The organism is Kocuria aegyptia, from assembly GCF_039530085.1.
Classification (GTDB): domain Bacteria; phylum Actinomycetota; class Actinomycetes; order Actinomycetales; family Micrococcaceae; genus Kocuria; species Kocuria aegyptia.
The window spans coordinates 109,303-131,367 of sequence record NZ_BAAAOA010000028.1 but is presented as its reverse complement, the minus strand read 5'-3'; the positions used below and the strand labels follow the sequence as shown (position 1 = coordinate 131,367).

The following is a 22,065-nucleotide window of genomic DNA, read 5'->3' as shown; positions in this document are numbered from 1 at the left end:
GCCTAGACCTCCTCGGAGCGTCGGCCGATCACCTCTCCGTGCCCGACGGCGGACGGGTGAGCAGCTGACGCCAGTGCCGGTCCGTCACTGCCCCGCACAGCGCCGACGCCCGGGGCCCTGTCGCCCAGGAAGGCCAGGCTGCGCCGCAGCGTGTGCACCCAGCCGTCCCAGCCGAGCTCGCGCAACGGCACCCGGTCCTCCGGGGGAATGGCCAGGCGGCCGATCACTGTGTACACCGACAGCACCGCGGCTGCGGCCAGCACGAGGAACACGAACGAGATCATGGTGGGCTCCTTGCCTGTCGTGCGCCGGCCGATCCGGTGCACTCTCATGCTGACAAGCCTCGTCGGCCGGAATCCGTCGCACGAGTGGCAGAAATGCCTCCTTCCGGTCTATTTCTGCCATTTCCGCCGACGCGTCACCTCACAGCCCGGAACGAGTCGAACCCTCGACCGGAACCGCGGCCGTGGTGGAGCACCTCGGCCGCGTCGCCGCGGCCGAGGTGCTCCCATGGCGGTGTTCGTGGGGCGGTGCTCAGGAGGTGGTCGCGAAGCGGCGGCGGTACTGCTGCGGGCTGAGCCGGCGGATCCGGGTGAAGTGGTGGCGCAGCGTGGCGGCGTTGCCGAAGCCCACGTCCGTGGCAATGCGCTCGACCGGCAGGTCGGTCTCCTCCAGGAGCTGCTCGGCCCGGTGCAGGCGCCGCGCGGTGATCCAGGCGTGCGGCGTGGTGCCCGTCTCGTCGCGGAACCGGCGGGCGAAGGTGCGCGGGGACATGGCGGCGCGCCGGGCCAGGGCGTCGACGTCGAGCGGCTCGTCGAGGTGCCCCACGATCCAGCTGAGCAGCGGGTCCAGCGTCTCGGCCCGGTGCTCGGGGACCGGGTCCTTGATGAACTGGGCCTGCCCGCCCTGGCGCTGCGGCGGCACCACCATGCGCCGTGCCACCGTGTTGGCGGCCGCCGAGCCGAACTCCTGGCGCCACAGGTGGAGGCAGGCGTCGAGGCCCGCCGCGGTGCCGGCGCTGGTGAGGATGCTGCCGTCCTCGACGTAGAGGACCTCGGGCACCACCTGGGCGGCGGGGAACCGCTCGGCCAGTTCCGCGGTGTGCATCCAGTGGGTGGTGCAGCGGCGGCCGTCGAGCAGGCCGGCAGCCCCGAGCACGAAAGCGCCCGAGCAGATGGACAGGAGCCGGGCGCCACGGTCGTGAGCCGTGTGCAGCGCGTGGATCACCTCTGCCGGGACGTCCCGTTCCCGGGATATCGCCGGGAGGACCACGAGATCCGCCTCGGCCACCCGGTCGAGCCCGTGGTGGACCGCCAGGTCGAAGCCGGCGATCGTGCGGACCGGCCGCCCGTCGGGACTGCACACGGCGAAGTCCATGACCGGGAGGCCGTCGCCGGAGCGGTCGATCCCCCAGGCCTCGCAGGCCACCCCGAGTTCGAAGGGGGAGACCTCGTCGAACACGATGACGGCCACGTTGCTGATCATGGATCCATGCTCCCAGCAACGTGGCAGGAAGTCGATGACAGGCGGCAAAGTGCCACTCGCGGCGGGACGGGCAGGCGAGGAGAATCGAGGTCATCAGCACCGAGGCGCGGACGGCGGGAAAAGGGCGGTGGGCGATGGAGAGCACGGGTGCGGGCGAGCGCCGGAAGGTGGCGGTCCTGGGCGCGACCGGGCAGCTGGGCGCACGGATGGTGACGCACCTTCGGCAGAAAGGGGTCGACGTCGTCGAGGTTTCGCGCCGGCAGGGAGTCGACGCCTACTCCGGTGACGGCCTGGACGCCGCGTTCGACGGGGTCTCCACCGTGGTGGACTGCCTCCACCTGCCGACGCCGTCCCGCAAACGCGCCGTCGACTTCTTCACCACCACCGCCCGCAACGTGCTGGCCGCAGCACAGCGGACGGGGGTGTCGCGGATCGTGTGCGTCACGATCCTCAACGCCCGCGATCCGGAGGTGCATCGGTGGCTGGGCTACTACGCGGGCAAGGCCGCGCAGGAGCGGACCTACCGTGCCGGGCCGGTCCCGGTCACGTTTGTGGCCTCGGCGCAGTGGTACGAACTGGCCGAGACCCTGCTGTCGCAGCTGCGCCTCGGCCCGCTCTCCGTAGTGCCCGGGATGCGCTCCCGGCCGCTGGCCGCCGACGATGCCGCCGCGTTCGTCGCCGACCGTGCCTTGGAGCCTATCGGCGCAGCGACATCCGGCGACGCCGTCATCGCGGGGCCCGAGGTCCGCGACCTGGCGGAACTGGCCCGTGCAATCAACGAGCGCCGTGGGGAACGCCGGAAGGTGCTCCGAGTGCCGGTGCCCTTCACTGCTCTCGGCAACGGCAGTCTGCTGCCCCGAGGGGAGTTCACGACCGCCCCGACCCGGTTCGAGGACTGGCTCCGCGCCGGCTCATGAGGCCGCTGCCTGCCGGGGCCGATACGCATGGCCCGGGCCGCACGATCGGCTCAGGCGGTATCCGTCGAGCGGCCCGGTGCACCGTCTCATCCGGTCGGCACCGCCCAAGGTCCGGTCCGCGCCGAGTCGCGGACCGTCATCCGGCGGCCTCGACCAGGTCGTCCAGGACCCGGTCGAGGCGTGCCAGCAGGGAGAGGTGTCCTTCGTGCTCCAGCAGGTACGCCCGGGAGCCCGGCACGTGCACGGCGAGCCACTCCCCGTGGGCCACGGGGACGGTGTGGTCCTCCCGGCCGTGCCAGATCCGTGTCGGGACGTCGATCTGCTCCACGGCGAAACCCCACGGGCGGTCCACCGCGAGGTCGTCGTCGCGCCAGCCCACGACGCCCTGGCGCAGGGAGCGCTCGGCCGAGTCCAAGACGTAGGCGACGAAGTCCCCCGTCATCACCGCCTGGTCCACCGGCGGGAGCATCGCGCGCAGGAGTTCCACGATCTCGTCGCCGGGCGCCGAAGCCGCCGCGCGCATGATCTCCACCCGCTCCTCGAGGTAGGCCTCGAGCGCCTGGCGCCCTGTCCGGGAGGCGGTGAACTCGGCCGCGCTGTCCTCGTCCATGCCGGCGACCGGGTCCAGTCCCTCCACGCGCGGCGGGGCGTAGCCGGCGAGGGAGGCGACTGCGCGGCAGCGGCCGGGCAGCAGCGCCCCGCAGGCCAGGGCGCGCGGGGCGCCGCTGGACCAGCCGAGGGTGAGGAAGTCCGCTGCCCCCAGCTCGTCCAGGACGCACACGGTGTCGGCCGTGACATCGGCGACCGTGCCGGGGGCCTCTTCCTCCGGGAGCGGGTCCGAGGTGCCGTATCCGGGGCGCGAGACGGTGAGCACGCGCAGGCCGCGGTCCGCGGCGGCCCGCTCGAGCGGCCCGAACGGGACCGCGGCGCTGGGCGCGCCGTGGTGGAAGACCACCGGCAGGCCGCCGGGCGGACCGGTGAGCCGGAACTCCAGGCGGCGCCCGTCCGGTGCGGTGACGCTGCGGTTGCCCTGGTCCTCCGTGTGCGCGCTCATGCGTTCCCCCGCTGTCCGTGGGCCGCCCTCGTGCTGCTGCGGCGGCCGGGTGACTCCACGCTAGGACGTCGCGGCCCCCGCGACCAGGGTGACAGCGGCGTGTGACCGCCCACCCCTGTGCAAAGCCTCTCCCTTCGGGGATCGAGAGCTCCGACAGGCCGGTCATGAGGCAGTCAAGGGCGAAGGGAACCCATGTGGAATGCGGAAGTGCGGTTCCCAGCGGGACGGCCGGGAACCGCACTTCATGCTCACGCGCGTGGGGTCAGCGCACGCGGATGTAGACGGGGCCGGAGCCGACGTGGACGGTCTGGATGACCGTCTGGTTGCCGTTCCAGCCGCCGTGGACGGCCTTGCCGCCGCCGATGTACACGGCGATGTGGGCGAAGCCCATGCCGCCGTTGGCGTAGTAGACCAGGTCGCCGGGCTGAGCCTGGGCGGCGGAGACCCGGGTGCCGAGGCTCAGGTAGGAGGCCGGCCACCCGTGGTGGTTGATCCCGGCCGCGCGCAGGGCCTTGGTGACCAGAGCGGTGCAGTCCTGGACCACGCCCAGCTGGTTCTTGGCGGCGGCGGCGATGGTCGCGGCCTTGCTGGACTGGGACTGGATGCTCACGAGCTGCTGGGGGGTTGCGGCGGGGGCGGCCTGGGCCGGGGCCACGCTGCTGAGCGTCAAGGCGCCGGCGGCGGCCGTCAGGATCGCGGTGCGCCCCAGGCGGAACGAGCTCTCGGCGCGGTGGCGGGGCGTGCGGGACTGGAAAACGGGCATGAGTGATGTCCTCCCTCTTGCCTGCGAGGTGAGCTGTCGGATGCGGGTGGGAGACACCCGGTCGCAGGGTGGGGGCCCTGACGACTTAACCCCTAGGTCCCGGGGGTGGGACCGTTCATGGTTCCCCCGCTTCTGCCGAGCGATGTGTTCTGGGGGACCCCGGGCACCGGCAGAATTCGGCGATGTGCACGGGGATGCTGATCGATTAGGCGATCGGCACGGAGAGAACACTAATCGAGAAATAACGGGAAAGTCACGCTTTGATCACGGGCGTGTCTCGGCTTTTGTGCCGACCCAGCAGGGCGCCTCCGCAGGCAGGCGGCGTTGCTTGGTGAGGGGCGTCGGTGGAGATCCCCAAGGAGGCTCAGCTCGAGACGAAAGTGGTCTTGACCTGGGGCTCTGTTCAGGTCATGTCGGTGGGCGACCACGCCCCTGTCCGGAAGCGGGGTGTCCAGTTACGACACCCGTGTCATGGCGCGACAGTTTGTCAGGAAAGCTCGACGGAGCCTTTGATCGTCGGCCTGGGCAGGCCTTTCCCTCCAAGGGAATAACGACGTCTTTAGTACTTCCCGCGACCCAGTCAGGAATTCACAAAAAGAAAAAACTGCGTTTGTGGTGGTTGTCCGGCGTGGGTCGGCTTTCTTCGTAGACTTTTCGGGGGCGCGCGCTCTGCACAGCGTGCCACGTGTGCATCGGGGCGGCGATCAAAGAGCCTTCCCCCCTGTGTGGCCACTTCTCACACTGTCTTGGACAGCGGGGTCGCCCCGGACCCGGCCGGCCGGCGAAGGCCTGGGCGATGTCGAGCCAGGCGTCGGCGTCGGGGCCCTCCGCGACGAGGCTCCCGCCCTGGCGGTGTCGCCGCCGGGTGGCGAGCAGGACGAAGTCCAGGGCCGGGCCGTGGACGCGTTGACCGGCCTCGGTAGGTCCCCAGGTCCAGGTCTCGTCCTCGTGGGTCAGCTCGACGCGGAACGGCTCGGCCGGCGGTTCCAGCCGGCGCTGCGGAAGGCGTAGTCCCGGGTGGCCACGGCCCGGTGGGCAACATGCCGCAGCCGGTGAGAGGGGGCCGGTGGCGCCCCGAGGGCGTCGCGGATGACCTCGCCGTATAGGGCGAGGAGCCCAAGCCGTGGACCATGGCGCGCATGGTTTCCGCGCCTGTCGTAGCCCGGTGGCCAGGGTTGGAGGCCCACCCTCGCCGGCGGCCTCCGGACCCGGAGATTCAGTGCTGGGTGCCGAGGACCGAGTGCGCGATCAGCATGTCGAGGCGGCGGACATCGACCTTCTTGCCGACCCTGATCTTGATCTGCCCGGCGCGCGTCCAGAGCTCCAGCTCACCGTCGAGGTCAAAGGTGCCGGCGTTCTCGGACGACCACATGTTGATCGCCGAGTACGGCAGGGAGTACACCTCGACCTTCCGGCCGGTCATACCCTGGGCATCACGGACGATCAGCCGCTTGGTCGTGAATACCGCGCTGTCGCGGAAGGTCTTGTACGCGGCCACGGGCTGTTCGCCCGGGACCATGAGCTCGGCAACGTCGTTTGGGATGGGGCACTCGGCCACGAACATCCACTGGGTCACGGCTGCTGCTTCCATGATGAGACTCCTTTAATCAGTTTTGGCCGACTCGGATGCCGGTGCCTGGCTGTTCGTAGTCGTCGCCGTCAAAGCTCAACGGCGCGAAGACGATCATCTCCGCCTTCGCGCCGTGCGGGGCGGCAAAGGCGTAGTTCATCTTCGACTCGAATCCCGGTTCGAGCTGGTAGTTGCACTCCGGGTTGCCCTGCATCTCGTACAGGTTCTCGATCGGCCCGAAAGACTTCCCCTCGTCGTCCAGCAGACGAATATCGACGGGGGAGCTGCACGTCAGGTCCAGCGCGGAGTCAGTGTTGTTCTTGATCGTTGTCTCAGCGACGAAGAATTTTCCTTCTTTGTCGGGGGGCACATCGCGCCACTCGGCAAGCGGGGAGTCGGAGCGGTACCCGGAGTCGTTGATCGTGATGGTCGGAGTTTCCACGAACTTGTCCACCGTCATGACAAGACCCTTGTTCTCGGCCGGATACTGCGTGCTGTGGATGTCATCTTCTGCGGGCATCGTCATGCCCCAACCGCCCGGAACTGCCCGCCCTGATTTGGGCTCGTCGACCACCAGTTCCTCATGAGAACCGGACTCTTCCGTGTTCGTCGCGTCAGTGATCTCCTGTCCTCCTGCTGAGGATTCCGAAGTCGCTGAGCTGGACTGGGCCACCGGCTGTTTGTCTGATGCAGCGCCGACGCCCGCGCCAAATCCTACGACGAGGCCAACCGCACCTGCGGAGACGCCAGCAATGAGGGGGGCTGACCAACGGCGTCTCTTCTGTGCCTGCGCACCCGATGGAGTGCTGATTTCCTGTGCCACGGTATACCTCGTTCGTTGACCAGATGCCTACTAAAGCGCATGTTACGAGCAAGTAGTCCTGACTCGTGGAGGATGCCGTGGCGATTTCGCGCGAAGAGCATCATTCCTGGTCAGCCGCCCCTCGACATCAGAAGTCCATGCTGCGACCGCGTTTCAGCTTTCGGCATGAAACTCATCAACCAAATCCTGTCCCCCGCCAAGAGGACATGTCGTTATGCCTCTGCGTGCCGCCCCCAATCTTGTTCGAGCACAGGCATCCCAGGATTGGACTGGTTGGGCGTGGATGCCGTTGCACGTCTCATCATCTGATCATCGCCTGGCAAGAGCTGGATCGTTGGCAAGTGGTTCGATGACCGATTTCGGGGTGTCGGCAGAATACCCTGGGTCCAAGTGCGCTGGGTGGCAACAACAGTAATTCCCCCATTACGAATTTTGGTGGAGCCTGCTCCCTGACTGCTCACCCACCGCATTTCCATCCTCAGTGGGGAACCCCGCTCCCCGCCCACCGTCAGGAGCCGATGATGAACGACGAGATTCACCTGATCAGTGACGGAGATGGTCTCGCTGTCATCGGGGAGCAGGCAGCTGTCGATCGCTTTCTCGAGTCCGAGGGATTGGCGGGGAAGGACTTGGGCCTGGAGCGGCTGGGCTCTGTCCTCGGCGCCGGGGCCGCTACCGCTCATGCAGGTTCTGCGATTGCCGCCGGGTCGGGTCGCTGGGTGAAGCTGACCGAGGAGTCCGCCAAAGCGCTCCAGAAGCACTCCTTGATGAAGGGCTCGCAACCCGGTATCAGCCGTGCCGTGCTGACGGAGAACGGCAAGATCACTGGATTACTGGAGCTGGCAAGACCTGGTTCGATCCTCACCAACCCGGCTGTTCTGGCCGGTGCGGCGGGAATCATGGCGCAGCTCGCGATGCAGCAGACCATGAACGACATCACCGACTATCTCGCCACGATCGACGAAAAGGTCGACGACGTTCTACGGGCCCAAAAGGACGCCGTGCTGGCGGACATGATCGGTCTGGATTTCGTGTTCGAGGAGGCCATGCTGATCCGGGAGCAGGTAGGGCGGGTCTCCGAGGTCACGTGGTCGAAGGTGCAGTCCACATCGGTGACGATCGCACGAACCCAGGCGTACGCATTGCGCCAGCTCGACGCGCTCGCGGAGAAGATGGAGCGCAAGACCAAGCTTGGTGATCTCGCCAAGACGTCCAAAGACGCCGAGGCCAGGACGCGGGAGTGGCTCGCCGTTCTGGCCCGGTGCTTCCAGCTGCAGGACGCGCTCGCTGTGCTGGAACTCGACCGGGTGCTGGACGCATCTCCGGAGGAGCTGGACCAGCATCGGCTCGCACTGAGAGCCGCGCGGCAGAACCGGAAGGACCTCATCTCCCGGAGCACCGAGCGTCTGATGGCCCGCATGGATGCGGCTGCCGGGACAGCCAACACCAAGGTGCTGCTGCACCCGAAAGATTCGCGAACTGTGGTGCATGCGAGCAACGATGTCGCCATCGCCGTCGTTGACTTCCACACTCGACTCGGGATCGAACGCGATCGAGAGTCGTTGGAGGCAAGGCGATGGGTGGAGGCAGCCGCGGACGTCAGAGACAAGGTGCTCGAGACCGGAGCAGAGGGCGTTGACGCCGCGAAGAACCTCGGCAGTGACACCTTCGGCCGTGCCAGAGCGGCGACGGGCAAGCTCTCCAGCAGGATCACCGAGAGGACGAGCCGCCGGCGCGGGGACGACGAGGAAGGCGCCGAGCAGGACTGATCGAACGCCGGCCGTCAGCGACAGCGAAGCCTAACGGGCACGTGGCAAGTAGGGGCTGGCCTCTCTGCTCCAGGAGATCGCCAGCATGTCCCGAGCGCGCGTAGCACCCACGTACAGGAGCGAGCGCTCCCGCAGGCTGCTCTGCTCCTGGGCCTGGTCGTCATAGGTGCTGCCCGCGAAGAACTTGGGGATGGATCCCTCGCTGACGCCGAAGAGCACCACGCGGGAGAACTCGGTGCCCTTCGCCCGGTGCAACGTCATGACGGCCGGTGTCGATTCGGGAACGTCGCGGGTGTCCACGGGGGCGACGGCGACGCCGCGCTCACCCATTGCCCGCACGAAGGCGTCTCTCTCCTTCTTGGTGCGGGTGAGGATGCCGAGCGTGCCGGCCTTCAACCCCATGTCCTGCACCTCGGCGACCCACGTCCTGAGGAGTTCGGACACCCCGTCGTACTCCTGCACCAGGTCCTCGGCCGGCAGGAGCATGGGCCGGGGACCGCTCCGACTGGAGATGTATCGATCCCGGTCATGTTCAGGGGCGTGCTCCATGTGCTCGCCCTCGGTTTCGTCGAGATCGTAGGACCCCGCGGCGAGCACCTTCAGCGCGAGCTGCAGGTTCTGCTCCGTGGTGCGGTAGTTCAGCCGCAGGCGCCGGGAACGGCCCACGATCTTGATCCCGTAGTGCCCCAGCACCATCCGGTTCCCGTAGATCCGCTGATGCGAGTCCTCAGCGATGAACAGATCGTCGGGTCCCTCGGCCACGACGGCCCGTGCCAGCTTCCACCGGGTGGGGGTGAAGTCCTGCCCCTCGTCGATGAGCACGTGATCGGCCAGCGGAGTGCCCTCGTCGCCGGTGAGCAGCGCGGCGGCCACGGTGGCGGCCTCGTCCCAGTCGACGGCCTGGGCGGCCAAGCCGTCGTCCCGGTACTGCGAGACGGCCTGCCAGACGGCGCGGCGCTGGTTGCGGCCCAGCCGGGTTCCCCGGCCCGGGCGGGGGGCCCGCAGGTAGTCAATCTCCTGCGTGATCTGCCCCGGCAGCACGATCTCCTGGTACTCCGACTGGAAGAAGTGGACGCTGCGGAGGTTCTCGGGCAGCTCGGTGCCGGCCGCATCGATCGACTCTTCCCACGGACTCGCTCCGTAGGCACCGGCGCTGCGGTAGTCAGGCATGCGCCGGATGCCCCACCCGAGCACCGCCTCCATGGCCGAGGCCAGCCGACCGGCACGGGCGGCGTCCTCCAGCACCCGGTGGGCCACCTGGTCCAGGGTCAGCACGCTGATGCCGGGCTGCCCGAGGCCATCGGCCATCCGCACGTCCGGCCCCAAGGACCGGATCTGCTCACGGATCATCTCCACGAGGTTACGGGTGAAGGACACGACCAGGATCCGGGCGTTCGGGTTCTGCCGTGCCACGCGCACGGCGCGGTGCACCAGCACGACCGTCTTGCCGGTACCGGCGCCGCCGGAGAGCCGGAACGGCCCGGAGGTCTCCTTGTCCACGTACTCCTGCTGGTCGGGGTGAAGGAACAGCCGCCATGCGTCGAAGTTCCCGCTGGCCAACGCCCGTGCAAGTGCCTCGTCGTCCTCGATGAGGTGGAATTGGGAGGCGGCCTGCCCGGCGGTGGCGGCGCGGACGACGGCGTCGGTCTCGGACGGCACGCCGATCTCCGTGCCGCCGATCGGCTCGCTGCCCTCGCTGATCGAGTACGTCGCACGCACTTCGTCCAGGGACGTGCCGCTCGCCAGGTCCATGAGCGCGTCGCCCTGCCAGCCGCCGACGCGCCCCAGAGCGGTCAGCAACTCCTCCTCGGAAGGGGCACCCACTGCGTACTCGGCCACGGGATCGTCGATGCCGAGCTGGCCGGTCAGCTGCTCTGCCGTGTAGCCGGCCAGCGGATTGACGCTCGGGAAGGACGGTTCCGTCTCCTGGAGCGTTGGCGTCGGGGGCTCGAGGTCGTTGCTCTGCCGCTCGGCGAGCAGCTCGGCGGCGCGGGCCTCCACGAGAGCCTTGAGCTCCGAGTCGGTGTACCGGCCCTTGGCATTCCCGTCGGAGCCCTCAGCCTGACGGATTTCAGCCGCGCCGCTTGTGGGATTCACCCGGGCGTAGGCTTTGGCGGCGACCACGTAGGCGTCGTCGTGCGGGTAGACGCCGTAGAGCAGCAACCATCCGCCCAGGTCAAAGAGCACCATGCGGTGGAAGTCGTCCACTCGCGCGGTGCGCACCCGCTTGTCGGCGCAGTTCTGGATCGGCTCGATGTGCAGACCGTTGGCGCTGGTGTCCTTGAAAAGCTTTTCGATCGTCGCGGTGACCCTGCCGGCGATCGACCGGTCGTAGCTCGACGGAAATCCACGGTCCATGATGAGCTGCTTGGGCTGGGCTGTCACGGGTCCACCATCTCTCGCTCGTCGGTCCCCGGCAGCTGCCGGAGGGCCTTCTGGGCACTTCGGACATCCGGTCCGAGCACCGTCCACTTGCCGGGTGCTTCGCGGGCGAACTCCTCGACGAGGGTCGCCTCGCTGAGCCAAGCGATGCCGAGACCCGGCCACGCCAGATCCACCGGGATCCCGGCGATCTCCTCGCCGACTTCGGGCAGGGGCATGCCCTCACGTCCGGCGATCTCGAGCACCTGCCGCTCCTCGGCCGTGAGCGCCTCGTCCATGAGTGCCGTCCACTCGGAGCTCAACCGGACGGTGTCCGGCACGGGGACGATATCCACCGCGCCCGAGGACCTCGCAGAGCCGGGGGTGCGACTGCCTGAGCCGGCGACCGGTTGCTGCCCCGCCTGGACCAGGACGTCCACCCACGAGTCCTGCTCGACCGCGTGCTCGTCGATCCACTCTGGCAGGGAGCTCCTCGTCTCGAGCAGTGTGGTCGACGCCGCGTCCAGGGACTGACGCAGGTTGGCCAGGGCGAGCCACCTCCGCCAAGCCAGATCGAAGTCCTCGGAGCGCAGCGCCTCCTCCAGGTCGTCCAGCGCGATCGCCAGCCGGTTGGTGGGCGCCTCAACCGTGCCCAGGAGGACCAGCGGGCCGAAGCGGCGCGCGAATCCCGGCGCGGTCGACCCCGCCGAGGCACTGGGCCACGGCCCGTCCTCCGGGGCCTCGAGGACGCCGAGTGCCTGGTGTCCCAAGTCCTCGGTGCTGACCGGTTGGGGCGTCCCAGCGAAGAGCAGCAGGTTCAGGTGCTGGGAGACCACCCGTTGCCGCTTGATGGGATCCCGCCCGGAGCTCCCGAGGAGTGTGAGCAGCTGCTCTACGGGGTTCGCGGACACATAGGCGAGGTCCTCGGTGTCCATGGCCCCCTTCGCGATCACCGTGTCGGCGTATCGGAGTGTCAGGAGATCCTCGAGCACGCTGCCCTCGGTGGAGCCTCCGCGGCGCAGCGTCTCGAAGGCCGTCAGGTCCCGATCCGTCACCGCGAAGACCAGGTAGCCCTGCTCGCGCAGCGCGGCCCGCTTCCGGGCGTCGTCGCCGACCCGGTTGTGCTGGACGGTGGCGTGGAAGGTCTTGCCGTCCAAGTAGATCGCGACACCGCGGATACCGTGCTGGCCGGGCCAGCTGAGGACAGCATCGGGCTGGGTCTGCCCGAGGGTGACCTGCGGCGTGTACGAGTACTTGACGTCCCCGACGACGGCGGAGAAGCCCTCGCCGCCGTCGCTGACGGTGTCCGTGACCCGGGCGCCGGGGATCTCGGCCACGGCGGCGCGGAAGACACGGCGGAAGCGCGACTCCAGGTGGGACTCGAAATCGTCCTCCACGGGGGCATCCCCCTCCGTGATCCGCCAGGTCATCTCCTCCGACGGCGCCAAGGAACCGAGCACCGTGGTAAGGATCTCGACGGCACGGGCCCGGCTGAGGTTCTCGCGGTGGCTGGCGCGCACGTGCGGCATGAGGCATCGGAAGCACGCCGACCGCTCCTCGTGCCGACAGGGGCAGTCGACCAGTCGCTCGAGCGCCGCACGGAACAGGCTCCACAACGACTGCGAAGAGGCGAGCTCCGCCAGGTAGCCGGTGCCGCCGGGCACGGAGTCGAACAGCAGGAGGGAGGCGGCGTTGCGACGGGCGGTGTCCGGGACGACCTCCATCTGCAGGTGGCCGATCTCCCCGCCGAAGCGTTCCCGCAGGCCCAGCATCAGCGCGGCGTAGAAGCTCCACAGCGAGCGTCCCGTGCTGTCCTCGCCGACGGAGGGCGGCAGGCTGATCAGCACGGTCTCGGTGACGAGCTCCCGGGCGAGCACGGCGGAGACCGACTCGGGGTTTTCGGCGCGGCGCTGGGAGCACCAGGCCTGATGCTCTTGAGGTGTGTTGGTCTGCAGGTCCTCGTCCAGGTGTCCGCACTCGACGCAGATCGAGAAGCCGCCGATGCGTTGCTTCTGCCCGGCCAGCACGGCCTCCCGCGCCCCCTCCCGAGGGCGGCCGACATTGAGCCGGGTCAGCCGGGTGCCGCGGTGGAAGGCGGTGCCCACGCCGGTGCCCTCGATCGACCAGCGGGCGCGGGTCTCGGCGCCGGTGAAGTCGGGCACGGTCAGGGTCTCGAAGTGCAGGCTGGTGCGGTCCTCGGAGGAGTCGCCGATCTTGGCCCGGTGCAGCTCCATGGTCGAGTACACCTTGTTCAGCTCGACAACGCGCAGGTGCTGCCCCTCATCGGCGATGCCCGGGTGCCCGCACTGAGGGCAGACGGTCGGCCGCTCGGCGGCGGAGATGTCCTGGCTGTGCCCGCAGTCGGGGCAGAAGGCCCGGTGGCCCACGCCGGCGCCGTCGGTGCCGAGGTCCACGGCGTCGATCGTGAGCTCGTGGCCGCCAGCATAGAAGTGGTTGCCGGGCGCGAGCTCGGTGAGGGCGGTGAAGCCCGAGCGCTCGTAGTCGGCCGGGATGTGCTGCCACTGGTTGTCGTCGTCCTGATAGATGAGGGTGACGTCCAGGCTCACGGCGTCGTCGAGCAGCGTGAAGTTGGGCAGCAGACCGAAGCGTTCGAGCACGCCGATCCAGTGCTCGTGGCTCATCCGGGACTCCTCGGCGCGCAGCCGTGCCTGGCCGCCGGCGAGGCGCTTCTCCTCCCGCGCCCGGGCCTCGGGGTCTTCGACCTCCCCGAGCTTGCGCTCCTGCGCGTCAAGCAGCTCCTGCTGGCCCCGGAGCTGCTGGGCTGTGGAGTCGTCGTCGGCGGTGATGACGAGCCGGCCCTCCGCGATGTCCTTGAGCAGCTCGGTGAGCTTTTGGCGCCGGTGGCGCAGGGCGTCCTTCTCGTGCAACCACCGTTGGACGGCCTTGCCGACGGCGGACTCGAGGCCGCTGGGACCGTCCTCCGGCCAGGTGGCCCAGCGGCGCAGGGCCGTGGCGGCGTCCTCGGTGATGCCCCGGCGAGGGTCCTCGCTGATCGTGAAGGCGGAGAGGAACTCGTCGAGCCGCTCCTGCGCATGCGCCTGGGCGTCGGCGAGCATCTCGCCCAGGAAGGTCCCGGGAGCGCTCGAGCGCATCACGGAGGCGCCGCGGGCGGGCACGGGCATCCCGTCGTCACCGGCCATGCGGTCCATGAGGAAGGCGATGTACTGGCGGTGGAGGATCTCCTCCGCGGAGAGATAGGCCGCCGGCGGGCGCACCGAGCCGTTGACCATAAACTCGGGCTCGATGTACGCCGAGCCGCGGCCGCGCGTGGACATGAAGGCCAGGTCCAGGGAGTTGCCGGTCAGGCGCCCGGCGCGTCCCACGCGCTGGAGGTAGGAGGCCACGGTGTCCGGGATGGAGGCCAGGATGACCGTCGAGAGGTCGCCAATGTCGATGCCCATCTCCAGCGTGGGAGTGGCCACCAGGACGTTGGGGGCCCCGGGCGTGGACTCGCTCGCCTTGAAGGCGTTCTCGTACTCCAGGCGTGTGTCCGTCGGCAGCAGGGAGGTGTGCTCGCGGGCGATCACCCGGCGCATGTCCCCGGTGTAGAGGCTGCGGTAATAGCTTCTCCGTAGCTCGGCCCAGTGCAGTCGGCCTGTGCGGCAGCGGTAGGCGGTGCACGGGCCGTCGGCGAAGGTCTCCAACGTGCGCGGAACCCCCGTGACGGTCTCCCCGCAGGCGGCGCAGCGCAAGGCGCGCGCCGGTTCCGGGACCCGCGCCATGACGACACGCTCCGGCCGCAGCCCGTAGCTCTCGGCGGTGGTGCGTCCGTGCTCGGACACCGGGACGGTGTCCGTGAGAGCGGCCTCGGTCAGCGCCGTGAACAGCGGTTTCATGAGGTGGCCGGCGGTGCCGCGGTCCATGTCCAGGCACCGGACGGTCCAGTCCACAAACCAGCTCTGCCGGTTGCCGGGATCGGTGAACTCGCTCCGGTCCTTCAACCGGCCCGTGGCCGGGAAGTGCGGGGAGCGCCGTCCCGGCGGGAAAGCCGGCATGACGTCCTTGGGACGGCGGCCACCCCAGATCTGGTACCGCAGCCCGCCCTTCTTGCGGTAGGGCACCAGCCACTCGTGCGCGATCGCCCCGTCGGACCGCAGGCGCTCGAGCACCCCGCGGACCCAGACTTCGGTGCGGTGGTGGTCCGCCGGGCCGCTCTCCACGGTCTCGGCGCTGATCTGCTGGGCGATCCGCTCCAGCACCCGCCGCCCGACCGCGAGCGCGTCCTTCGCCGAGACGTCCACGGAGGCGGCCGCGGTGCCCGTGGTGGCCAGGGTGCGCCCGTAGGAGCCGACCAGGCCGGCCTCCAGCTCCAGGTCGAACTCGAGGCGTGTGGCGACGTTCTGCTGCGCTCGCCGTCGCTGCCGGGCGGGCTGGGCGTCGTCCCAGTATCCGCGCACCGAGGCGTTCTCTGCGATCGAGGGATGCAGCAGCCGGTACCGGTCCTCGGGAGAACTGGCAGCGGCCATCATCCGCTCGGCGATCTCCCGCACCGGTCGCGGCCGGTCGTCCAGCGAGGACTCGATCGCCGAGCGCAGGGCCAGGGAGTGGGAGCGCGCCTCCACGAAGCCCGCCCGGTGAGCGGCGTCCTGGACGGAGTCGGTGAAGACCAGCGACTTCTTCTCGTTCGGGTCCAGCCCGGCCGTGCCGAACAAGCTGGACAGCGCCACGGACAGCAGCGTCGCGGTGCTGGCGCCGACGAACCGGATGCCGTCCTTCTCCCGGCACGCCGGGCACGTGTCGTCCTTCGAGTGTCCCTCCGCCTCGAGCCCCACGTGCATGAGCACGGGCAGGCTGTCGACGTCGGCCGTCTCGTCCGACGGCGGGCCGCTCTCCAGGCTCCGCCGCTCGGGGTCCAGGTAGCGCAGGCGGTCGTCGTCGCCCGGATCCGCGCCGGTCCCGGAGATGAGGGCGCGGAAGCGCCCGGTGCGCCGGACATGCTCCTGGCGAATGCGCTGGGGCTTGACGATCAGGTCGTCCATGCCGGTCAGCGCCAGGCCCCAGCCGGAGCGGCCGCAGTGGCGGCAGTAGATCGCCGGCAGGAAGCTGCCGTCGTGCGTGGTGCGGTCGTCGCTCCAGGCGAAGGCCGGCACGGGCGAGGCCGCCCGATCCACGCGGGAGACCTCGCGGGTCCACAGGTGGGCCTCAACGTTCGGGAAGCTGTTGCGCTCGGCCCGCGACCGCACGTGGGACAGCGCCGCGCACAGCGCCTCGACGAACCGCCCCCCGGTGCCGAGCGCGTCCAGGTGGGGAACCAGCGCCTGGGCCAGCTCCGCCGTGGTCGTGGCCCGGGCGGTCCGCTCTAGGAGCCGCCCCACGAGGGGGTGGGCGAGGAACAGGTCCCGGACTGCGGCGTCATCGGTCGCCCGAGTCTCCGACACGTGCTCGCCGCCCGTGCCGGTCCACAGGACGTCGACGACGGCGGACGTCAGCTCTCCCGGGTCCGGCAGCAGACCGTCGTTATTGCCGGGGAGCAGGTCCAGGACGGGCTGCAGCTGCCCGGCGGTCTGCCGCTCCTCGGCGCCCAAACCGTCGAGGTTGAGGCGGGCGCGGGCCTGTTCCTGCAGGGCCTCCTGCCCCACACGTCGTTCGGTGACCACGGCGTCCGTCCCGAAGTCCACGCCGAAGATCGTGGTGGCGAACTCGGCCACGGGAGCGATGTCCCGGTCGTCGCCCAGCGTCGCGGAGGTGGCGACCGGGATCAGGTGCGTGCGCTGCGGGGCCAGCCGCTCTAGGAGCAACCGCAGGCGCCGGATCAGCAGGGCGACGTCCGTGCCCTGGGCGCCGTTGTAGGTGTGGAACTCGTCCAGCACCAGGTAGCGCAGCGACTCCGCGGAGTGCTCCCACAGGGGCCGGTCGGGCTTCCGCAGCAGCAACTGGTCCAGCATCTTGTAGTTGGTGAGCACGATGTCCGGGACGGAGGAGCGGATAGTGTGCCGGTCCTCGATCAGCCCGTCGGCGCTCATCGCCGTCCGCGGGGCGCCGGAGTGCTCCCCGGTGTACAGCGCGGCCGTCACGCCCTGCAGGGCAGGGTCCTCGTGGATCATCCGCGCCAGGCGCCCCGCCTGGTCGTTGGCCAGGGCGTTCATGGGGTAGAGGATGATCGCTTTGATCCCGTGCACTCCCGCCTTCCGGGACCGCACGGCATAGTCCAGCAACGGGTAGAGGAAGGACTCGGTCTTGCCGGAGCCCGTGCCGGTCGTGACGATCGTGGGGTCCGGGATCCGCAGCCCGGCCCGGTCCCGGTCCCCAGCGGCCTCCGGAGAGGTGGTCAGCCGCCGGAACGCCGCCGCCTGGTGCGCGTACGGTGTGAACCATTCTGGCAGCACCGTCAGCGGTGGCTCGCTCTCGTCCGCCGCGAACGGCAGGCGCGTGCGCAGGAACGGACCCCGGAAGATCCCGTGCTGGGGATCCTGCAGGAAGGCGCTGAAGGCGTCCCGGGCGTACTGGTCCGAGAACTCGATCGCCGTGGTGATGTACTCGACCAGCGCGGACTGGGTGGCCTCCGCCTGCAGGGTGGGCAGCAGCTCGCTCATGCCCGGCCGTCCGTGCTCGCCAGGCGCTCGGCGAAGACCGCGTAGGCCTCCCGCAGATCCGCTTCACGGTCCAGGATGCGGAACGGCTCGGCCGCAACGACCTCCCGGCCGGACGAGGTCGTGTACGTCCGGTCGGCCTCCCGCAGGCCGGTCTCCGGCCGCCCCGCCTTGTTCCACGCGGTGCGCACCGCTGAGGGGATGAGCCGCCCGTTCGCGTCGTAGATCTTGGCGCGCTTGTCCTCCCCGCGGTCGTAGGAGTACAGCACTCCGAACTGGGTGCAGTAGATCGTGCACAGCTCGTCGATCGGTACCCCGGTCACATGCGCCATGATCGCGTCAATCTCCACCAGCGCACGACGACGGTCCTCGTCCACGCGCAGCGGTATCTCGGCACTCCACGGGCAGGCGACGTCGCCCAGCACCGGCCGGTTCGGGCGCTCACGGCCGCCGGTCCACGAGTCCTGGACCATGGTCGGATCACAGCACTCCTCCCACAGCGGGGCGTAGGCCTCGGTGAGGCAGTTCAGCCGCAGGATGCGGAGGATGGCGGCCGGGGCCAGCGGGTGGTCATCTGGGATGCGGGGGAGGCGAGTCGACTCCGGTCGTCGGATGTGCTTTCCGACGGTGGACCTGATGAGAAAGTCAGAGAGCAGTGAGCTCATACTCGCCGTTGCCAGAGAGAGGGTACTGGGATTGTGCGCTGGGTATCCCTGGCAGCTGACGGCGTCTACGGTCGCTGGACCAGGGGGGAAGAGAGCTGAAATTAGTGTGCGCTCTCCAGTTGTGGCGGCCATGGTGCGCCACATGACACGGTACTGGCTTCGCACCGGAACTTGCCGGGTTTCGCCGGGATGGAAAGTATCCGAAATCTCCCAGGAGCCGTAGTCGCGGTCATAGCGTGCCTTGGACACCGAGCCGTCAACGTCCGTGTCATAAATCGGCTTGTACTCGGTGACAGGTAGGGCCCCTGAGGGCAACGCTTCTAGATCGACCTCTGTGTAGTCTCGGTTGCTCTTCATGGAAGCATTGCGGAAGGCATAGAAGGGGTTGCCCACGTGAAAATAGGGACCCTGCAGGATGACATCCTGCCAGGATTCTGGCTGACCCCATTGGGCTTCGAAGTAACCATCACGGCGTCCGAAAGTCTCATCCCAGCCGCGGCTGAACTGCGGACTACATTCCCGGAGCGTGGGCACTGCCGTCAGGCGCTGGAGCACGTCACTGGCGGAGTGATTGACGGTGAAGACCATGCGGGTCTCCTCCACGGGAATTTCAGAAGAGCCAGACTCCATCAGTGCGTGCCAAGCGCTGAGGACCTTGGGGTTGACATGCTGGATGCGTGAGGCATGTGGACGAAGATCCCATTTGCCCTGCTCGTTCTTAAAACCGGGTTCTGGGCCATCGCCGTTGTGAGCCAGGGAGCCAGCGGCCGTGGACGGGTGGTACATCAAGACAGCGTTAAGAAATCGCGGTTCACGATCACTGCCGTAGATGTTCACGCTGTAGCCGACATGATTGTCGACCTCCTCGAACAGCTTGATGTCATTGATGAAGTTCCAATGCCGACGTAGATGGCGGTATGTCTGGCGGCGCAACGTGTAGCCCTTGGCGTCCGTCAAGTGCGTTGGGGGATGAATAAGGGCAGTGTGGCCTCGCCCTGAGGCGTGACGCCAGGTCTGACTCATGAAGGCACGGTAGAGGTCTGGCTGCGTTCCCTCGAGCTCCGGGTACTCGCTGACGGCCCCGACGTAGTCCGCCAGCGCCGCGACGTCACCAATGCCGAGAAGCAGTACCTCTGATGCCCCAAGCAACTCGAGGGACCAGGCCCGACGATTCCTTTTCGCGGTCTCGGACGGCTTGTCCGTCAGCGTCCACCAGGGATCGCTCTCGCCCAAGAGAGCTGCGGTGTCCGGCCGAGGCCGCACCCAGGGCGGGTTCCCGACCTGGAAGTCGAAGCCGCCGCGGGCGAAGACGGCTGCGAAGTCCAGTTCCCAGTGGAAGAAGCGCTGCTCCTTGGCGATCGCCTGCGCGGTGCGCAGCCACGGAGTCTCCACGAGCAGTTGGTCGATGCTCGCGGCGTTCTCCGCCGGGAACATGGCCTCGATGCCCTCGAGCGTCTCCCACTCGGAGTCGCTCTGCCCGAAGTGCTCGTCCTGCCGTCCGCGGCGCCCGGCGAACTTCTGCCCCACGATCCGGCGGAGCACCGCGAGCCACTCCTCGAACTCCGGCGGAGCCGGGTGATCGGGGTCCTGGGTGACCGGCCAGAACCACATGGCGCACCAGGCGTCCATCACCAGGCGCAGGCGGCGGTAGGCGGAGTTCGGGTCGCGCAGGGAAGCTTCGATCTCCTCGCGGGTCACCGCCCCGCCGGGCTCCAGCTCGGCGCCCCATACGTCGATCGAGCGGCGGGACTGCTTCTCGGCCTCGACCATGCGGCGGCGGGCCAGCTGCCACAGGTCGTCGATCCGCTCCGTCAGCGAGAGCAGCTCGTTGAGCTGTGTTTTGCTCGGCTTCTTCTGGACCCGGGCGGCCCAGTCGCGCAGCGCCTTGGCCTCCGCGGGGGCGACCTTCTTGATCTCGCTGTTGTCGCCGGCCGCGCCCCAGCTCTCGGCGGGCAGCAGGAAGTGGAAGATACCGCCCGAACCGGCCACGCCGCGCTCCAGCGGGACGTGTCGGGCGGGGGTCTGCATGCGGTGCTTCGGCAGCGACTTCTGCACCACCCCGGCGTCGTAGACCGCATGCCGGGCGCCGATCAGGGAGTTGCCGGCACGCAGGCGCAGACCGAACCACGGGGCCTTCAGGCCGCGGGCCATGGTGTCCAGCCACAGGGAGACCTCGGCCAGCTCCACGGCCGTGGGGTTCAGGTCCACGCCGTAGACGTTGTGCAGGGCGATGTACGCCTTGACCTTCTGCAGCTCGGCGGCGTAGTTCTCGGGATCGACCCTTTCACCCAGTTCCTCTTCGCGCTTGTCGAGGTAGGCCTTGGCCAGCTGCCGCACGGCCTCGATGGCGAACGCCCCGGAGCCCAGAGCCGGCTCGCACACGGACATGCTCAGGATCTCGTGGGCCGTCGGGTCGTCGGCCAGCAGCTCCGCCAAGCCTTGCTCGACCGTGAACTCGGTGAGCACGGCGGGGGAGTAGTAGGAGGCCGACTGCTGGCGCTGCCGCCCGGAGAGGCGGAAGACGAACTCGCCGTGGCGGTAGGTGCGGGGCACCTCGCGGCCCAGCTCGTCGTGGAGGAGCACCAGGTGCTCGCGCAGGTCCTCGTCCAGGCGGTCCTCCGGGACCACCCACGAACCGTCGGACGGGTCGCCGCGCCGGGCGACCTCGACCAGTGTGCCGTTGGCGAAGGAACCGGTGTAGCTCATCAGCGACTCGTAGACCGCGCCGAGCTGGTTGATGCCCAGCGCCACGTAGCTGATGAAGCCGCGGTCCCGTCCGCGGCGCTCCTTGGTCAGCAGCAGGCGCTGCAGCACCTGCTGGAGGGCCTTGTTGCCGAGCTGCACCTCGTTGATGAACCGCGTCCGGTTCGGGCGGAAGAGGTCCGAGCGCAGCGGCTCGAAGACCAGGCCCTCGCGCGCCGCCTCGTCAGTTTCCTCCTGCCCAGCTTCCTCGTGCGGGTGGCCGGTCTCCACCAGGTCGAAGAGCACCTGGAGGGACTCGTGGAAGTGTGTGCCGCCTTCGGAGCGGGAGGTCAGCGGCTTGAGGGTCAGCTCGCGCAGGCGGTCCACCGAGTAGCCGGCCGCGTACTCGGGATCGCCCGTGGGCACCACGCCGAGCTCCGGGCTGGCCTCCGCGTAGAGCAGGAACAGGATGCGGTAGAGGTAGCGCAACGACTGCACCGCGAGCGGCTGGGCCTGGTCGTCCGGCAGCGGCGGCAGGCCCTGGGCCTTGCGCCGGGACACCACCTCGTTGGCGATGATCTCGATGGACTCCCGCACGCCGTCGCGCAGGTCCTTGGACACGCCCACGGCGTTGCGCACGGACTCCCCGCGCCGGGCGTCCCACCAGATCGTGCCGGTCGGGTCCGGTGCCAGGGAGGACGCCGACAGGCACGCCAGCGCCCGCTGGATCTCCCCGCCGGAGCGGAAGTCTCCGCGGTCGGCCACGGTCTGCAGGTCGATCGCCAGGTACCGGCCCTGCGGCCAGGCGTCCTCGCTGGTCAGCACGGCCGTGCGGCCGGCCAGCACCAGCATGTAGCGCGGCGGCTGCTCTTCCGAGACCAGGGCGGACAGCAGCTCGGCAACGGAGGAGATGGGGTCGCCCGCCCCCGCGTCGTCGTCGGGGTGGAGAACCACGTCCTCGGTGAGCAGGCCGCGATCCTTGGCCAGCACTTCCTCCGGGGTCTCGGCGGCCACGGCGTCGATCAGCGCCACGGTGGGCTCGGCCATGTCCAGCGCGGAGCACCAGCGCAGCGCCCCGTCGCCGCGCTGAGGAACGGTGTCGAAGCCCAGGACCGCGCGGAGCCGCTCCGCGACCGCCGCCGACGGTCGGGCCAGCGCGTCACGACGCTGCCGGTCCGCGGCGCTCGGGTCCAACTCCGCGGCGCGGGCGTGGAGGTCGATCAGTTGGGAGAGGAGCGACTGCCGGGAACTGGTGAAGCGCTCGAGCGGGCTTTGCTCCGCCGGGGAGTTCTCGGCGTCCTCCCGCCACTGCTTGACGAGGTTCTTGGTCGCGGCCAGGAAGGTCCCGGAGGTCTCGTCCGCCGTGAAGTAGAACTCGCTGATCCAGTCGTTGACCACGACCAGGGCATCACTGGTGGGCATGGC

The 22,065-nt window shown here is 69.1% G+C and carries 12 protein-coding genes and 1 riboswitch; of the genes, 2 read left to right on the top strand and 10 right to left on the bottom strand.

Going from position 1 to position 22,065, the window contains the following annotated elements:
• Nucleotides 1–2 precede the first annotated feature (2 nt).
• Together ABD220_RS11865 and ABD220_RS11860 are read right to left on the bottom strand one after the other, a co-directional pair.
• Complete coding sequence (locus ABD220_RS11865) at nt 3–284, bottom strand: hypothetical protein (RefSeq protein WP_344122822.1); 282 nt, start codon at nt 282–284, stop codon at nt 3–5.
• A gap of 250 nt (nt 285–534) precedes the next feature.
• Nucleotides 535–1,485 (bottom strand): helix-turn-helix domain-containing protein, encoded by a 951-nt coding sequence (locus tag ABD220_RS11860; protein WP_344122820.1) that lies wholly within the window; start codon nt 1,483–1,485, stop codon nt 535–537.
• Nucleotides 1,486–1,619: 134 nt separating this feature from the next.
• Here ABD220_RS11860 and ABD220_RS11855 point away from each other — a divergent pair, with 134 nt between their 5' ends.
• Nucleotides 1,620–2,402: an SDR family oxidoreductase gene (locus ABD220_RS11855; RefSeq protein WP_344122818.1), complete on the top strand. Its 783-nt coding sequence runs from the start codon at nt 1,620–1,622 to the stop codon at nt 2,400–2,402.
• A 136-nt stretch (nt 2,403–2,538) separates the two neighbouring features.
• Here the strand turns inward: ABD220_RS11855 and ABD220_RS11850 are convergent, their stop codons facing one another.
• The 5 genes from ABD220_RS11850 to ABD220_RS11835 all read right to left on the bottom strand — a co-directional run bounded on the left by ABD220_RS11850 (nt 2,539) and on the right by ABD220_RS11835 (nt 6,612).
• A complete protein-coding gene (locus tag ABD220_RS11850) occupies nt 2,539–3,456 on the bottom strand; it encodes an alpha/beta fold hydrolase (RefSeq protein ID WP_344122816.1) in 918 nt (305 codons plus the stop codon).
• A 262-nt stretch (nt 3,457–3,718) separates the two neighbouring features.
• Nucleotides 3,719–4,219: an NlpC/P60 family protein gene (locus ABD220_RS11845; protein WP_425552553.1), complete on the bottom strand. Its 501-nt coding sequence runs from the start codon at nt 4,217–4,219 to the stop codon at nt 3,719–3,721.
• A gap of 5 nt (nt 4,220–4,224) precedes the next feature.
• Nucleotides 4,225–4,411, bottom strand: a riboswitch (cyclic di-AMP (ydaO/yuaA leader).
• Nucleotides 4,412–4,807: 396 nt separating this feature from the next.
• The gene (locus ABD220_RS18090) at nt 4,808–5,209 is read right to left on the bottom strand and encodes a hypothetical protein (protein WP_425552554.1); all 402 of its coding nucleotides are present in this window, start codon (nt 5,207–5,209) and stop codon (nt 4,808–4,810) included.
• 226 nt (nt 5,210–5,435) lie between these two features.
• Nucleotides 5,436–5,810: a PH domain-containing protein gene (locus ABD220_RS11840; protein WP_344122815.1), complete on the bottom strand. Its 375-nt coding sequence runs from the start codon at nt 5,808–5,810 to the stop codon at nt 5,436–5,438.
• Between the two features lie 16 nt (nt 5,811–5,826).
• A complete protein-coding gene (locus ABD220_RS11835; protein ID WP_344122813.1) occupies nt 5,827–6,612 on the bottom strand; it encodes a hypothetical protein in 786 nt (261 codons plus the stop codon).
• 518 nt (nt 6,613–7,130) lie between these two features.
• Here ABD220_RS11835 and ABD220_RS11830 point away from each other — a divergent pair.
• Nucleotides 7,131–8,381, top strand: a complete 1,251-nt coding sequence (locus ABD220_RS11830) for a hypothetical protein (protein WP_344122812.1) — start codon at nt 7,131–7,133, stop codon at nt 8,379–8,381.
• Between the two features lie 30 nt (nt 8,382–8,411).
• Here the strand turns inward: ABD220_RS11830 and ABD220_RS11825 are convergent, their stop codons facing one another.
• Genes ABD220_RS11825 through ABD220_RS11815 form a run of 3 tightly spaced genes read right to left on the bottom strand, consistent with a single transcriptional unit; the run spans nt 8,412 to nt 22,062 of the window.
• The gene (locus ABD220_RS11825; RefSeq protein ID WP_344122811.1) at nt 8,412–10,766 is read right to left on the bottom strand and encodes a UvrD-helicase domain-containing protein; all 2,355 of its coding nucleotides are present in this window, start codon (nt 10,764–10,766) and stop codon (nt 8,412–8,414) included.
• Nucleotides 10,763–17,296 (bottom strand): DEAD/DEAH box helicase, encoded by a 6,534-nt coding sequence (locus tag ABD220_RS11820; RefSeq protein WP_344122810.1) that lies wholly within the window; start codon nt 17,294–17,296, stop codon nt 10,763–10,765. The genes ABD220_RS11825 and ABD220_RS11820 overlap by 4 nt, the downstream gene beginning before the upstream one ends.
• Nucleotides 17,293–22,062, bottom strand: a complete 4,770-nt coding sequence (locus ABD220_RS11815; protein ID WP_344122809.1) for an Eco57I restriction-modification methylase domain-containing protein — start codon at nt 22,060–22,062, stop codon at nt 17,293–17,295. The genes ABD220_RS11820 and ABD220_RS11815 overlap by 4 nt, the downstream gene beginning before the upstream one ends.
• Between the last annotated feature and the right edge of the window lie 3 nt (nt 22,063–22,065).

Excerpts from the sequence above, each read along its gene's own strand:
- ABD220_RS11865 (WP_344122822.1), bottom strand. The coding sequence starts at position 284 with ATGATCTCGTTCGTGTTCCTCGTGCTGGCCGCAGCCGCGGTGCTGTCG.
- ABD220_RS11850 (WP_344122816.1), bottom strand. The coding sequence starts at position 3,456 with ATGAGCGCGCACACGGAGGACCAGGGCAACCGCAGCGTCACCGCACCG.
- ABD220_RS11860 (WP_344122820.1), bottom strand. The coding sequence starts at position 1,485 with ATGATCAGCAACGTGGCCGTCATCGTGTTCGACGAGGTCTCCCCCTTC.
- ABD220_RS11845 (WP_425552553.1), bottom strand. The coding sequence starts at position 4,219 with ATGCCCGTTTTCCAGTCCCGCACGCCCCGCCACCGCGCCGAGAGCTCG.
- ABD220_RS11820 (WP_344122810.1), bottom strand. The coding sequence starts at position 17,296 with ATGAGCGAGCTGCTGCCCACCCTGCAGGCGGAGGCCACCCAGTCCGCG.
- ABD220_RS11840 (WP_344122815.1), bottom strand. The coding sequence starts at position 5,810 with ATGGAAGCAGCAGCCGTGACCCAGTGGATGTTCGTGGCCGAGTGCCCC.
- ABD220_RS11815 (WP_344122809.1), bottom strand. The coding sequence starts at position 22,062 with ATGCCCACCAGTGATGCCCTGGTCGTGGTCAACGACTGGATCAGCGAG.
- ABD220_RS11830 (WP_344122812.1), top strand. The coding sequence starts at position 7,131 with ATGATGAACGACGAGATTCACCTGATCAGTGACGGAGATGGTCTCGCT.
- ABD220_RS11855 (WP_344122818.1), top strand. The coding sequence starts at position 1,620 with ATGGAGAGCACGGGTGCGGGCGAGCGCCGGAAGGTGGCGGTCCTGGGC.